Consider the following 15,443-nt stretch of genomic DNA (forward strand, 5'->3'; position numbering starts at 1 on the left):
TAATATGAATGTTAATAAAATATGTGTTAATTCTTATCCCAGAAAAGCTTTGTTGTAGCCTTATCTCCACCAATTTTATCACCAGCGGCTTTTACATTAGCTCCGTTTAGGACATACTCCTGATCAGAATATGGCATTCTGTAAGGCACTGAAGATAAATTAGATTTTGGAGGATTCACAAGAATAGGATAATCTAAACGTCTTGTAAAGTTCCAGCTAGCAAAACCTTTATTAAACATAGCAATCCAAGCTTGGACACCTATAGACTGCTTCCAGTTTGCCGGATTATAAGGGTGTGCAAGCACATATGCATCTGCAGTGGCATCGCTTATTCCATTCTCTCTCATAGATTCCTTTACAGCTGCAGCATAAAGATCCACAGCTGTACCTCCTGCTGAATAACCTCTTGCAGCAGCCTCTGCTTTTAAGAAGGCTACTTCCGCATAACTAAAAAGATTGGATGCTGTAGTAGCACTTCTGAAATAAGAACTTAATTGAGAGAATTTAGTATATGGATCATTTAATTCTCCAAAGACTCCTCCCTTATATACTCCTTCTACTTTGGTAAACCAAACATCCATTCTTGGGTCAGAAAGGGTGCTCATAGTATTAATTACTAATTCACTAGGTAAGAAATCATTCCTATTTGAGGCTACTAAATTATCAAATACCGGATTGGAAAAAGTATTTCCATCATATTTAAATTTGTAAGCGTCATCGTCAGAAGAAATAACACCACTGGCAATTGCAGATTCAACGGTGGTTTTTGACAATGCAGGATCAACATCTGCTAAATTCATTCCTAATCTTAATTTAATAGAATTTGCAAACTTCTTCCATTTAGTCATATTACCTCCGTAAACCAAATCACTATAACCTGCCGCTGCAGGTTTTATAGTAGCAGTAACAGCATCGATTCTTTTGATCAAGTCAAGATAAATAGTCTTAGCATCATCATATTTAGGAGTTAAAATCTCATCAGGTTTGAAAGCTTCAGAATAAGGAACATCCCCATAAGTATCCACAATATTTTCCCAAATAAAAATTTCTTCAATTTCTAAGGTTGCCAATTTGTTGGTGCGTATGTCATCCGTCTCTACCTCATTCATCAGATTCACCTTTGCTTGTTTCAGATTGTTAATACTGTAAACATACATTCTGTTAAAATGATTACGAGGCTGATTACGGGTTACCAAATTATATTGAGTTTCGTCCGGATACTGTGTTTCTGCCCATTGTTGTGTAAAGAATCTGTAATTATTGAAATTTACACTAGGGTTATCCATATAATAAGATGACTGATATAATGCAGTAGCCAGTAAGTTATCAGATGGAAGAACCGACGGATGTTTAGGGTCATCATTCAGAGAAGTTAAATCACTTTGACATGAACTTAAAGCTAATCCAATACATGCAGACACCAAACTTATTTTTATAATATTTTTCATTTTTAAAGTAATTTAGAATTTAAATGTAACATTAATACCCAGATCTCTTGTCGTAGGCATTGAACCTATTGACCATCCGTAAGAGTTAAGCCCTCCTCCTACCATGGCTTCAGGATCAGCATATGGTAAATTTTTATGAATTATCCAGAGATTTCTCCCTACAATTGAAATCTTAGCATCATAAATCTTTGTACCTGCCAATAAAGATTTTGGAAGCATATAGCCAATACTTGCCTCTCTTAGCTTAATAAAAGATCCATCATAAACAAATTCGCGTGCAGGTTGTGTTTTGTATCCGGTAGAACCACTGTTATCAAGCTGTGATATTGCAATATTATTTGGAGTTCCATCAGGAAGAACACCAGGTACAATAATAGGTTTATCTCTGAAGTCTCCTTCAGCAGTTTCTTTATACAGACCGGATGACAATCCATAATACATATCTGTTGAGAATATATCACCCCCCTTACGCATATCAATTAAGAAACTTAAAGAGAAGCCTTTATAACTAAAGCTATTTCTGATACCGCCAATCCAATCCGGAGTAGTATTACCTATCACCTGATTTGGATTTTGTAAATATTTCCCGGTTTTCGGATCAATTACTTTTTCGCCATTTAAATACGTGTAATCAGCACCTACTAGCGTTCCCCAGGATTCTCCTACTCTGGCATTTAAAGAGACACCTCCCTGAAAACTATTCAATAAAAGGTTGGTGATTCCAGGATACAGGCTAACTACCTCATTTTTATTTTTTGACCAGTTAACATCGATATTCCATGTGAAATCTTTTAATTTTACAGGTACCAATCCCAGTTGTACTTCGTAGCCAGTATTATCAATTCTACCTGCATTAATTATTTTAGCAGTAAATCCGGCACCGGAAGAAATAGGAAGAGAAATAATCTGATCAATTGTTTTGGTTTTATAATAAGCAAAATCGACCGTTATTCTATCTTTTAAGAAATGAGCTTCAGTTCCTATTTCAAACTCTTTAGATCTCTGTGGTTTTAAATTAGGGTTTGGCTGATTTAAAATTGAATTATATATTCCTACACCAGATAAAATCCCCGAAGATCTGTAATTATTAGCCAGTTGGTAAGGATCTGCTGTTCCTCCAACCTCTGCATAATTTGCTCTCAGCTTCCAGAAATTCATCCAGCTCTTAGTATTTAAGATTTCGGACATAATAACTGAACCAGTTACAGAAGGATAGTTATACACATTATTTCCTGCAGGTAATGTTGAACTTTGGTCTACTCTCCAGGTTCCATCTATATAGAATTTTTTAAAGAAATCAAATGAAGCGGTAACATACCCTGAGTTTGTTTGGGTTGTAAACTGATTTTCATCTGGTGCCAAAGGTGCTTTTTTAGAATTGGATAAAGCATAAATTCCAGGTACTATCAATCCTCCCTCTGTAGAAGCATAGATTGAATTATAATAATTTCGACGTATATTTCCTCCTACAACTCCGGAAAGGTTAATATTATCTGTGATATCAAATTTATAATTCACCATTAAGTCATAATTGGTCTCGGTCTGTAGTATATCACGTCTTCCATATCCGGAACCAATAGAGTTATTTGACTGTCCAAAAGCCTGAGGTAAAGATCCAACAGCCAATCTCGTTTCCGCCATAAGATTTGATCTGTCATAAGAAACTTTTCCGGTAACAGAAATGTTATCAATCACATCATATGTTAACTGACCATAGGTAAACTTCTGTATCTCTTGTCTGAAGAATAATTCTGATAGGCCTGGAAATATGGGTTATTCCAATACGCGGGAGCCCCATTTGCCGCAGACTTCCTGTTCCAGGTAACGTTACCATAGTTATTGGACAAATTAGCTACATGTGGATCTACATTTGCAAAATATAAATTTTGCAGATCCTTAATATCCACATTGGTTTGCCACCATTGTCTGAAGCCGGTAGCTATATTGTTTGAGTACCCTGTAATACTTCTACCTTTAGTATCCTGCAAAGTCATTGTAGAATAAAAAGATGTATGTAATTTAGGGGTTAGATCATAATTAATCTTTAAAGAGAAATTATTTTTATTAAGGTGCGAGTTGGGTATTAATCCATCAGACATCATATTTTCATAATTAAAACTGATGTTTTTCCCTTTTTGTCCTTTTTCTAATGTTACACTATTAATGTATGAGGCAGGATTTTCGAAAAATTTAATCGGCCCATTTTTAGCGGCTACCCAAGGGGTAGCTTTTTGATAATTAGGAGATAAAGGATTAAATGAATCCCACTGATACACCAATAAATTGGGGTCAAATTTAGGTCCCCAAGAAGCATCTGCTCCAAAGTTTGCATTATTCAAACCATCGGAAGCCTGAGTACCAAATTTTTGAGAGTAACCGGCTCCATATCTTGTCTGATACTCAGGGAAAGTGGATTTATCAATAAACCCTACCTGTATTGCAGAGGAAAGTGTAACTCCCCAGGAACCATCATCCTTTCCTTTTCCATTCTTGGTTGTAATAACAATTACACCATTTAACCCTCTTTCACCGTACAGTGCAGAGGCTGCTGCTCCTTTTAATACGTTTATGGATTCAATATCTTCCTGGTTGATATCAGAAAGGGCATTCCCATAGTCAATTGAATTTCCCGAGTACTGGCATTATTAACAGGTGATCCATCGATAACAATTAAAGGATTACCTCCTCCCAGTGTCTTAACTCCTCTAATTAAAAGGTTGGAAGATCCTCCAAAGTTGTTATTTGTAGTAACATTAAGTCCAGCGACTTTACCAGATAATTGCGCTGCAATATTTCCGGTATTCGTTGTTCCATCTGTAAGCGCACTTCCTTTAATTTCCTGCGATGCATACCCCAAAGATTTTTTTTCTCTTTTAATACCCAGTGCAGTTACTACCACTCCTTCAATTTCTTTTGCTTTAATTGTATCTTTCTTCTCCTGGGCACTTACTATAGCCATAGAGGAAGTCAATACTAAAACAAGAAGACTTGCTGTTAGTTTCTTCATATCAATTATTTTTATATCCGTACAAATTTGTCGATTATATTCAATAATTCAAATAAAAACGTTAAAAAAAATAAAAATTTATCATCAATAAGCAACAAAATACAATAATTAACAAAAAAAATAAGTTAAAAAATTCACATATATAAAAAAAATACTATAATTTTAAAATATTAAGAAAAATAATTCAATTTAGTTATTCATATTACTCCGTTTAAATATTAAATAATGATATTATTAAATAAAAAAACCGCCCTAAGGCGGTATAATATCTATATTAAAAAAATTATTGCATTAATTTACATCCCAGAAAATTTTTGTAGTTAATTTATCCCCACCAATAGCAGCACTTGCAGCGGCATAATTAGTACCATTTGTTGTTGCTTCGGCTGCTGGATACTGAAGCCTTACCGGAACTCTTCCCCCAGCATTTGGAATTGCTGTAGTGGGAGCTACAAGTTGTGGGTAATCCAATCTCCTGTAGAAGTTCCAGGAAGTCACTGATTGATTATACATTGCCACCCAAGCCTGTTCGCCAATTGATTTTTTCCAATTAGCAGCATTATAAGGATGTGATGCAATATAAGCAGCTGCATCAGATGCTAATCCCCAATCTGCAAAAGAAGACGTTACAGCTGAGTTGTATAAAGTAGCCGGCGCTCCACCTATCCCCCATCTTGCAGCAGCTTCAGCAAGATAAAATGAAACTTCTGTATATGTCATAATAAGCCCAGGGGTTGTAGCTGTATAAGCAAAATCACCAGCGTTAGAAAATTCTGAAAACTCTCCCGGAGAACCAATTACCTGCCCGATATATACGCCATCAACATCGGTATAATATTTAGTAATTCTATTATCCATAGTTGTATTCATATAATCTACTAATGTTTTTCCTGCAATAAAATCATCTCTTGATTCCGTTTCCTGGAATATAGGATTTTGATTAGGAGAAGCAGCCAAATATGCGAACTGACAGTTATCACTTGAAGAAGTCATAACACCTCCAGAAATTGCCTGATTTACAGTAGACTGAGCTAAAGCAGGGTTAACATCTGCTAAAGCAATCCCTAATTTTAACAACAGCGAATTACCAAATTTTTTCCATTTTGAAATATCTCCATTATAAAATATATCCCCATTGCCAAAAGTTCCACTGCTACCGGATAAATTATTTATATCCGTACTTAATTTTGAAATAAGTGAAGAGTATATATCTGATGCTTTATCATACTTTGGCAGCGGATAAAGATCAATATTTAAAGCCTGAGTATAAGGAATATCTCCATATGTATCTACCAAAACCTGATAGGTAAAGGCTTTCATTATATCTACAATTGCAAGTTGATTTTTCTTCTTTCCTGGCCAAGTAGATTGTTCTGCAGGTGTTGGAACATATTCATTGATTATTTTTTCCGCCTGGTCTAAATTCTTTAATACATTTACATAGTTATCAGTCCAAACATTATTTGAAACATTTCTGTTTGTAAAATCATAGTTACTTTCATTTACATAAATCGTTTCTTGCCAGTATTGCATTGTAAGCCTAAAGTTATTTTCATTAACATTAGGTGTATTCATATAATCACTAAGCTCTTTCTGCGCATAGGTAAGCAAAGATTCTTGGGTTGTATTATAGTTAGCATGTGGATCAAGATTCACATCATCACCCGTTGTGCAACCTACAAACAACAGAGCCAATATTGGTGTTAATATATATTTTTTCATATTCTTTAAAAGTTAACTTTTACATTAAAGGAGATATTTCTTGTAGCCGGCATAGGTCCTGATTGATACCCTTGAATATTCCCTGAAGACAAACCTGCCTCCGGATCAGAATATGGCAGATTTTTATGAATAATCCAGAGATTGTTACCTACTAAACTTACAGACATCCCTTGTATAAATTTAGAATTAAATACATGTTTATCAAACCTATAAGTAATAGCTACTTCTCTTAATTTCACAAAGCTTGCATCATAAACATAAGCCGCGCCTGGAAGATCTGTTCCCAAAACCTGACTTGATTGAGATTTATCCAATCTAATGGTATTTGTAATAAAATGTCCTGGATTATTAGGATCTTCCATTACTCCTGGTAAGATAACACCTCCACCATTGGCAAGTGTATTTCTAATAGGATTACCTAAATCATTGAACCCCACAGAATCAGGATATATACCTGTTCCATATCCATAATATTGATCTAACGAATATACCTTACCTCCTTTTTTCCAATCAATTAAAAAGCTTAATGACAGATTTTTATAAGAGATTGTGTTACTTAATCCTGCAGTCCACTTAGCCTGGAAACTTCCCTGATTATAAGTAGGTGTGTCAGTCACCAAATAAGCTCCATTCGCTCCCACGATAGGATTTCCATTTGAATCATAAACATAATCAGATGTCCAGATTGATCCATAATCACCATTTAAAGGGGCATTAATACTAACACCTCCTTGCAGTCTTCCCATTGTAATATTTTCAATACCTGGTGCTAGTGCCGTTACTTTCGTCCAAGGATTAGACCAGTTTAAGCCAAGATCCCAAGAAAAGTTAGTTGATTTAATTGGGGTAGCATTAATGGATACCTCAAATCCTTTTGTGGTTAATTCACCAGCATTTTGAGTTTTTGCCAACGCTCCATTAGCAAAAGATACAGGTAATGGTAATATCTGATCATATGCTTTGTTTTGGAACCATGCTACATCAAACCCTAAGCGGTTTTTAAACATTTTTGCCTCAATACCAACTTCAAAATTTTTAAGCCCTTGAGATTTAAGTTCAAAATTTCTTAAAGTCGTATTATAAGCATATATCGGGATATCTCCGTAGGATGGCTGTGCAAAATATCTGTTCAACAGTTGATCAGCAGCAGTATCAGAACCTACTTTTGCATAAGCAGCCCTAATTTTTCCAAAACTTAACCAATTCGCTTTCACTAAATTTGAAAAAACCACACTTGCAGACAAAGATGGATACCAGTATACAGCATCATTATCAGGAAGTGCTGTAGATTGATCCCTTCTGTAGGTTCCCTCTAAAAAGTAAGTATTTTTATAACCCAATGAAACTTGGGCAAATACTCCATACACATACTTTGTTAAGTCAGAAATTAACGGACGAACTGGTGCCGATGCAGAGTTTGCAATAGTATAAATACCTGGAATATACAAACCTCCTGATGTAGACTGTTGATTAGAATATGTTTTCTGTACGTTAATATTACCCCCTAATAATGCATTAACATTAAAGTCATCCGTAATATTCTTTTTATAAGTTCCTATAAAATCATAATTGGTTTCAGAAAATTTATAAAGACTTGTTGCATAACCTGAAGGTTGATTAACCGAACCATTTAAACCAAAACTATTTCCAGCATATGAACCCACCGCTTTCCTGTCTTCAGTAATCATGGTATATCCATCCCTTCCCATCCTTACCAATAGATTAATATCCTTTGTGACATCATAACTTAGGCTAAAATTTCCCGCAAATCGATCTCTGGAGTCATTTTGATAATTTTCGTATCTCTGGAAATATGGATTATCCCAAAATGCCGGAGTTAAATCAGAAATACCTCGCATATTCCACGTATAATTTTTTTGGAAAGTGCGATATAAATATTCCTGATCTTTTATATCAACATTGGTGGGCCACCATTGTCTGAAATTAGTCATGATATTATCATTATAACCAGTAGTATTACGACCAATAGTTTTCTGCGTAATGTAGTTTGCATAAAGATTAGCCGTTAATTTATCAGTCAGTTTATATGATGCATTCCCACTAAAATTATTTTTTATTAATGAACTGTTCGGCATAATATCCGTAGCATCAGTATTAGTATAACTTAAACGATAACTTGATTTGTCATCAGCACCACTAAATGCTAAGCTATTTACGAAATTAGTCCCAGTATTGAAAAATTTAATAGGACCGTTTTTTGCAATTTGCCATGGTGTTCTTTGCCCTTGGGTAGGTGATCCCGGAATGAATGCTCCATACTGCCAAACCATCGACCCATCGTAAGGAGATCCATATGAAGCATCGTTTCCGAAAGCTACCCTTGGACTTCCCTGATATAATGTACTGCTAAAACTGTTACCAGTATATCCTTGTCCATATTGAGTCTGATAGGTAGGAAATGTAGATTTATCTATTGTAGACATTGTGATGGAAGTAGAAAACTCCATCCCAATACCTTCCTTGTTTCTCTTTCCTCTTTTTGTTGTAATAATGATTGCGCCATTTTGAGCTCGAGAACCATAAAGTGCTGTTGCAGCTGCTCCTTTAAGAACATTCAAAGTTTCAATGTCATTAGGGTTAATATCTGACACTGAACTTCCATAGTCATAACCACCACCACCTGTTGCCTGGCTCGCTGTATTAATATTTTTGTTCATGATGGGTACCCCATCTACAACAAAGAGGGCTTGATTATCTCCTAATAGCGATTTAAAGCCTCTTGTAACCACATTGATAGATCCTCCAAAGTTCGTACTCTGTTTAATCTCCAAACCTGCAACTTTACCAGATAAATTATTCAGAAAGTTAGTAGTAGGGTTTTTATTCACATCCTCCCCCTTTACTTCTTGTGTGGCATAACCGAGAGACCGTTTCTCTCTTTTGATTCCAAGTGCAGTTACCACCACACCTTCAATCTCTTTTGTCTGTGTAATAGTATCGTTTTTTTTCTGTTGAGCATTCGCGATAGCAACAGATGAAGACAATACTAAAACAATAAGACTGGTTGTTAGTTTCTTCATATCAAATTAATTTTGTGACTTTACAAATTTGTAAAACTTTATTAATACCACAAAGTAAAATGTGAAAAATTTGCAATTAATTCAATATTAGCAAATAAAAAGAATAAAAAAACTATTAAAATTAGTTAAAAACAAAATATTTAACAAAAACAAATTATCAGATCATTAATTTTATTTAAAAAATAATAACAATTGTTTAAATTGATAATTTCTATGAAAAAAATTATAAATAAGCAATTTAAACATATTGATTTACAACAATTTAATCAAAAAAAAAGCGACCTTATAATTGTTATAGATATCATGCAAACAATTTTATAATAAAGAGTACAGCTCTCAGAAACAAAAAAAAACCGCCCGAAGGCGGTAAAATATATTAAAATTGTATTACAAAAATTAGTTTCTAGCCCAGAATGGGGTAAATTTATTTTTAGCAAAAACATCATCTGCTGCCATACTTGGTACATTGTTAGCATTTGATTGATATTCAGAATTTGGATACAACAATCTGTTTGGTTTAACCGCTTTAAGCGAGATTGTTGGTAACGGCGTTTCCGGATAAGATGTTCTTGTATAATCAAAATAAGATTGTTCAGGATTGATTCCTGTTAAAGCAATCCATTTTTGAGTCATAATTGCCTCAAGCTTATTAGTATCCGTACCAGTCCATCCTAATTTAGGCACTGCATTCACACTAGCTATATAAGCTGTCGCACCAGATGCACCTAGGTAAGCATAAGACGCAGTAATACCACTTTCGAAATGTGCCTGCGCTGCAGAAAATTGTGCTGGATAACGTAGGGCAGCTTCAGCTAATAAAAATTCTGTTTCTGCTTTTGTCATTAGAACCCCTGCTTTTGAAGAGCCTTTCTGAATTAATTCAGCTTTTCTTCCAGCAGCATCAGTAGCTCCAATAGTTTGAGACCCTACAATTAATCCATCACCAGTTCTTGAAACAGTTCTAAGTGATGGAGCACCTGGCTGCCCAGGAGTAGCACCTTGTCTTACTCCCTCAACATTTGCTGTAGTAACATTATTATTATCTTTTGTTGAAACCAAAGTAAATATTCTACCTCTTCTTCCATCAACAATTCCATTAAACTTTTGGTATACACTTCTTGTGTCCGGAACTGTAGCTTGCCCCTCTCTATGAACGGCATTACCATTTAAAGCAATTGCAATATGTTCTGAAGGTACAACTAAAGTCCAGTTTTGAGGTTGAGCACCTGCACTTGTGTATACATAATAGTTCATCCAAGGGTTTTGTTGAGCATCAGAACTTTGAGAATATCCAGGATTAACAGTTACATCAGCTGTATTAAATGTTGCCCCTTGTAAAGTTGCAAGTTTTTGATCTCTATAAGTTGCTAAATCACCTGTAACATTAGACATTCTGATAAGATATCTAAGTTTCAATGTATTAGCAAAAGCTTTCCAGCTGCTCATAGATCCTTTGAAAACAACATCAGAACTACCTGGATTAGTACCTTTATTAGAATCAATCATCTGGATTGCACTTTCAATATCAGCAATAGAAGCCTTATAGATATCTTCTCCTTTATCATATTTAGGAGTAAGGTTTAATTCTCTTTTGAAAGCCTCTGAATATGGCATATCCCCCCATAAATCAGTTAATGTTTGAACATAATAAGCTTTCATGATTTTAGACATCGCTTTATATTGCGTATATTCTCCTGTTGGATCACTATAATCTAAAACAAACTGGAAGTTAGCTACATTTCTGAATAACTGATCCCAAACATCAGCATAGAATGCACTAGTAATATTTGGAGAATATTCATCTACAAAAGGCGTTCCATAGGAGTAGGAGTTTCCTGCAACACTATTCATCATTATTCCTGCAAAAAGATTTAACCTTCTTGCCTGCACATAGTAACTGTTTGTAACAGCTCCTGGAAAAACAAAGTTAGGAGTCAGATCATTTACAGAAATTCTATCTGGGCTCTCATTAATATCAAGATAATCATTACATGAAGTAGCTCCAAGCAATAAACTTGACAAAGCAATTATATATAATTTATTTTTCATTTTCTTAATTAAAAAGTTGCGTTAATTTTAAAACCAAAGGTTCTTGTTGTAGGATATTGAGTCGTTAAAGCAATTCCCGCAGCGTTATCGTTACTACTTGCTGTTTCAGGGTCTGCAAAGTTTCTATTATCTTTAGAATAAATAATAATTGGGTTTCTAGCATACAAGCTCAAACTAAGGCTATTTATGAAGGTAGAATTTAAAACAGATTTTGGAACATCATATGATACCGCAATTTCTCTAATTTTAAATGCTGTAGCATCCACTACTAAATTTTCTCCAACATTTCTGTAAATTGACCCTGACCAATATGTCGTTGCACCATTATAATCATCACCATAAGCAGGTGTTGAATTTGGAACATATGAGCCATTAACAAGCTGCACAGAACCTGGCACAACGTAACCTTGAGTTCTATCTTGGCTTGCTGTTTCTTCTAGTCCTCCAGTAAATGCCAACAATCTTTTTGTAAATGACACAAACTTACCTCCCTTACGATAATCCGCTACAGCCGACAATGTAAATGCTTTATATCTGAAAGAAGTATTAAATGTCATCGTATAGTCAGGATTTAAACTTCCTAATACTTTTGTTGCGGAGTTTACTAACGGCACTCCATTGGAATTTACAATAATATTACCATTTGGATCTCTCTGATAAGTTGTTCCTACAATTGAATAGAAATTCTCTCCTACTACTGCTGCTAAACCAACTGAAGGAGTTGTATACGTCAAGATTGGAACTCTCTCTGCACCACTGCTTAATTCTAATAATTTTGTTCTAGACATTGCATAACCTGCATGGAGATTCCAAGTAATATCCTGTGTTTTGATTGGAGTTATTCCCAAATCAACTTCAAAACCTTTCATTCTAGACTTCCCAATATTGTCTCTATAAGAAGATAATCCAGATGTATTCGAAGGAGTGATACTACTAATCAAATCCTGCGTAGTAGATTGGTAAACAGATCCTTCCAAGGTTATTCTATCCTTTAAGAAACCTAACGCAAGGTTTAGATCAAAAGTATTTACAAACTCAGGTCTAACACTAGGATTAGTGATGGATGTAGACATAATGTATGAAGGCATAGGTCCGAAAGGATAACCTGTAGGGATGATACCAGTAGCATTAACGTTATATGGATTTATACCAGATGAGTTTCCTACCTTCGTGAAACTTGGTGCAATTTTCATATAGTTTAGCACATTGCCACCAAAATCAAAAGCTTTAGTCGGAATAAAAGACACCCCAACTGAATAATAAGAATACGCTTTATTATTTGTCAATCTGTTGTTTGTAAGAGGATCTCTGCTATTTACAGTATAAACAGAATTCTTTTCATATCTGAAAGTCCCATTTAGGAATAAATAATCTTTATAAGCTAAATCCAAATTGGCAAATCCGGCAAATACTCTGTTTCTGGTAGTATAATTATCCATATATCCACCATCAGCCTGAGCATCCGTACTTCCATATTGAGATGGATTGGATACATTATTATAGTTATACCATCCTGGAATAAATAATCCTGTTCCTCCAACAGTTCTTGCAGTAGAATAACTATCTTGAATATTATTCCCTAGGTTAAATTTCAAGTTCAAATCTGATGTTAAATCATAATCGAAATTTAACATTAAATCTCCATAGTATTTTCTATCGTTGTATATTCTGTTGAAATAATAAGCTGTAACATCTGGAGATCCGAATTGATTCAAAGTGTGAGAATCTAAGAATGGAACTCCTGTGTTAGAATAACTGATAATGCCAGTTGAACCATCATTCCAGTTATCCTGCTGAGTTTTAGTAAGATTTAAATTCCCTGTATAGCTAATGTTGATATGCTTATTAAATTCATATTGTAATGACAATATACCATTTAGATAATCTCTGTTAGTATTATATCTTGCATGCTCCACTGTCCAGTAAGGGTTAGTAGAATAAGCAGTAAGATATCCCCCAATTCCAGAATTTCTATATTTTCTAATATCATTAGTAGATGGCATTTGTAAGATATCATCATAAATACCAGAATCAGTTTTATTAACTAATCTACCTATATAATTGAACTGCCCATCAATTCTTAATTTCCCAAGCTTTTTCCCTGCTTTGAACAAGAAATTATTTTGTCTCATTTTATCTCCATCAACAACAAAAGCATTATCAAGCCTATTGATTGACATAAATGCATAACCATCAGAACCACCTGCATTCACACTTACTCCGTTTTGAAAACTAACACCATTTGTGAAGAATTTTGAAAAATGATCCTTTACTGGAGAATAATTTTCATAAATAAATTTACCATCTGCCTGTGGCAAACCACTTGGCACCATTGTTCCTCCAAATCCTGGATAGTCATAAGCTGCTCCCCAAGACATATTTTCCCAAGGCACATAGTTTGTACCACCATAATCAGCATCACTATAACTGTCATCCTGAACCCCCTTTCCATATTTCTTTTGAATAAGAGGATACTTAAACCCTTGAGTCACTTCAACAGCAGAAGTCAAATTAACCTGAATTTTTTCAGATTTCGTTCCTCTTTTAGTTGTAACAATAATAGCTCCGTTCACCCCTTGAGAACCATATAAAGCAGCTCCTTGCAATCCTTTAATAACATTTACACTTTGAATAATTTCTGGAGGTAAAGAGTTTAAAACTGCAGCATCTGAAATTACATTATCAATAACAACCAAAGCCTGATTATTACCAGTAATTGATTTTGAACCTCTCAAAATAATTTTAAAACTTGGATCTACGGCACTGTTTGTGTTGGTAATTTGAAGCCCAGATACTTTTCCTGTTAATGCCTGAACTGCCCCTGGTGCAGCAGCCTGATTAAGTTCTTTAGTACTTACTATTTGTTGGGCATTTGTAATAGCATCAGCTTTTTTCTTAATACCTAAGGCACCCGTAACAACGATCTCCTCTATATTTTTGGTCTTTAGAGTATCTTTAGTGTTTTGGGCTGATACCATCACAAATGATGATGATAGTACTACCGCAAATACACTTGCAGTTAATTTCTTCATATCGAATTCAATTATTTTTTACAGGTTACAAATTTGTAAAACTTTCTTAAAAACACAAAACTTTTTCTTAAAAAAATATAAAATTTCAACTATCATTAAAAAAACCAATAAATAAAATATTAATATTTGTTAAAAATAAATATTTTAACAAATATTAACAACCAATTAAACTACATTATTTAAAAAACAACAACAAGCACAAAAATTAATGTTTATTACATCAACTTAACAACAAAACAAAGAATAAAAGCAACATAAACAATAAAAACATATAATAAATTTAAACAAAACATAAAAAAAATAAAATATTAATAATACTCATTAATTATTCAATCGTCAAGAAAAAGAAGAAAAGACATATACACTATAACGTAAAAGCATTATTATCAAAAAAAACCTGTTTTCATTAAGAAGTGCTAATCTAAAATATTAAAAATCAAACGTAAAAATATCTTCATAATATTCACTTTATAAAATCGTTAGGACAAACATTGGATTAATATTTTTGTTTATTTAATTTTGCAGTTATTATTTCAAACATGGAGCTAATAAAAAACTGGTCAAACCTTTACATCGAAGCAGGATGTGATGAAGTAGGAAGAGGATGTTTAAGCGGTCCGGTGGTAGCTGCTGCGGTAATTTTAGATGAAGGTTTTGAACAAAATTTAGTTAATGATTCTAAAAAACTAACATTCAAAACCCGCATGGAATTAGATAGTTATATCAAGGACAATGTAAAAAATTACGCTATTGCAGAGCTTCCAGCTTCCTTTATTGATGAACATAATATTCTTAATGCAAGCATTCATGCTATGCATCGTGCTTTGGATAAACTGACTATAACTCCGGAACTTATTTTGGTTGATGGAAACAAATTTCATCCCTATAATTACATTCCACACCAGTGCATTATCAAAGGAGATTCCAAAGTGTTATCCATCGCTGCGGCATCTATTCTTGCTAAAAACTACAGAGATAAACTCATGATGCAGCTTCACGAAGAGCATCCTGAATACGGCTGGGACACTAATTTTGGCTATGCTACAAAAAAACACCAGGAAGCCCTTATAAAGCACGGTCCAACGATATATCACAGACAATCCTTCAGATTGAAATATGACTGAAAACAGCTGATTTCCAATTA

At 34.2% G+C, this 15,443-nt stretch carries 9 protein-coding genes and 1 pseudogene; 1 reads left to right on the forward strand and 9 read right to left on the reverse strand.

Translation table 11 applies throughout. The features are described 5' to 3' along the window. Window positions 1-26: 26 nt before the first annotated feature. From EL165_RS12650 to EL165_RS12675, 9 genes and pseudogenes are all read right to left on the reverse strand, one after another. The gene (locus EL165_RS12650; RefSeq protein WP_002976571.1) at window positions 27-1,448 is read right to left on the reverse strand and encodes a SusD/RagB family nutrient-binding outer membrane lipoprotein; all 1,422 of its coding nucleotides are present in this window, start codon (window positions 1,446-1,448) and stop codon (window positions 27-29) included. 12 nt (window positions 1,449-1,460) lie between these two features. Beyond that, window positions 1,461-3,143 (reverse strand): outer membrane beta-barrel protein, encoded by a 1,683-nt coding sequence (locus tag EL165_RS26325; protein WP_232529186.1) that lies wholly within the window; start codon window positions 3,141-3,143, stop codon window positions 1,461-1,463. A gap of 8 nt (window positions 3,144-3,151) precedes the next feature. Further along, window positions 3,152-3,787, reverse strand: coding sequence for a hypothetical protein (locus tag EL165_RS26330; RefSeq protein WP_232529187.1), 636 nt, complete (start codon window positions 3,785-3,787; stop codon window positions 3,152-3,154). 192 nt (window positions 3,788-3,979) lie between these two features. Further along, window positions 3,980-4,042, reverse strand: a pseudogene (locus tag EL165_RS26655) (hypothetical protein); the annotation flags it as partial. Further along, the gene (locus EL165_RS26340) at window positions 4,015-4,455 is read right to left on the reverse strand and encodes a TonB-dependent receptor plug domain-containing protein (protein ID WP_232529188.1); all 441 of its coding nucleotides are present in this window, start codon (window positions 4,453-4,455) and stop codon (window positions 4,015-4,017) included. The gene EL165_RS26340 and the pseudogene EL165_RS26655, both read right to left, overlap by 28 nt. A 291-nt stretch (window positions 4,456-4,746) precedes the next feature. Further along, on the reverse strand, window positions 4,747-6,177 hold the full coding sequence (locus EL165_RS12660; RefSeq protein ID WP_002976569.1) for a SusD/RagB family nutrient-binding outer membrane lipoprotein: 1,431 nt from the start codon (window positions 6,175-6,177) through the stop codon (window positions 4,747-4,749). A 5-nt stretch (window positions 6,178-6,182) separates the two neighbouring features. Beyond that, a complete protein-coding gene (locus EL165_RS12665; protein ID WP_002976568.1) occupies window positions 6,183-9,218 on the reverse strand; it encodes a SusC/RagA family TonB-linked outer membrane protein in 3,036 nt (1,011 codons plus the stop codon). Between the two features lie 396 nt (window positions 9,219-9,614). Next, window positions 9,615-11,267, reverse strand: coding sequence for a SusD/RagB family nutrient-binding outer membrane lipoprotein (locus EL165_RS12670; protein ID WP_002976567.1), 1,653 nt, complete (start codon window positions 11,265-11,267; stop codon window positions 9,615-9,617). A gap of 8 nt (window positions 11,268-11,275) precedes the next feature. Beyond that, complete coding sequence (locus tag EL165_RS12675) at window positions 11,276-14,299, reverse strand: SusC/RagA family TonB-linked outer membrane protein (protein WP_002976566.1); 3,024 nt, start codon at window positions 14,297-14,299, stop codon at window positions 11,276-11,278. Window positions 14,300-14,838: 539 nt separating this feature from the next. Between EL165_RS12675 and rnhB the strand changes: the two genes are divergently transcribed. Then, window positions 14,839-15,423: a ribonuclease HII gene (gene rnhB / locus EL165_RS12680; RefSeq protein ID WP_002976565.1), complete on the forward strand. Its 585-nt coding sequence runs from the start codon at window positions 14,839-14,841 to the stop codon at window positions 15,421-15,423. The last annotated feature ends 20 nt before the right edge of the window (window positions 15,424-15,443 follow it).

The sequence above is a fragment of the Chryseobacterium gleum genome (assembly GCF_900636535.1).
Lineage (GTDB): Bacteria > Bacteroidota > Bacteroidia > Flavobacteriales > Weeksellaceae > Chryseobacterium > Chryseobacterium gleum.

Excerpts from the sequence above, each read along its gene's own strand:
- EL165_RS12650 (WP_002976571.1), bottom strand. The coding sequence starts at position 1,448 with ATGAAAAATATTATAAAAATAAGTTTGGTGTCTGCATGTATTGGATTA.
- EL165_RS26340 (WP_232529188.1), bottom strand. The coding sequence starts at position 4,455 with ATGAAGAAACTAACAGCAAGTCTTCTTGTTTTAGTATTGACTTCCTCT.
- EL165_RS12660 (WP_002976569.1), bottom strand. The coding sequence starts at position 6,177 with ATGAAAAAATATATATTAACACCAATATTGGCTCTGTTGTTTGTAGGT.
- EL165_RS12665 (WP_002976568.1), bottom strand. The coding sequence starts at position 9,218 with ATGAAGAAACTAACAACCAGTCTTATTGTTTTAGTATTGTCTTCATCT.
- EL165_RS12670 (WP_002976567.1), bottom strand. The coding sequence starts at position 11,267 with ATGAAAAATAAATTATATATAATTGCTTTGTCAAGTTTATTGCTTGGA.
- EL165_RS12675 (WP_002976566.1), bottom strand. The coding sequence starts at position 14,299 with ATGAAGAAATTAACTGCAAGTGTATTTGCGGTAGTACTATCATCATCA.
- rnhB (WP_002976565.1), top strand. The coding sequence starts at position 14,839 with ATGGAGCTAATAAAAAACTGGTCAAACCTTTACATCGAAGCAGGATGT.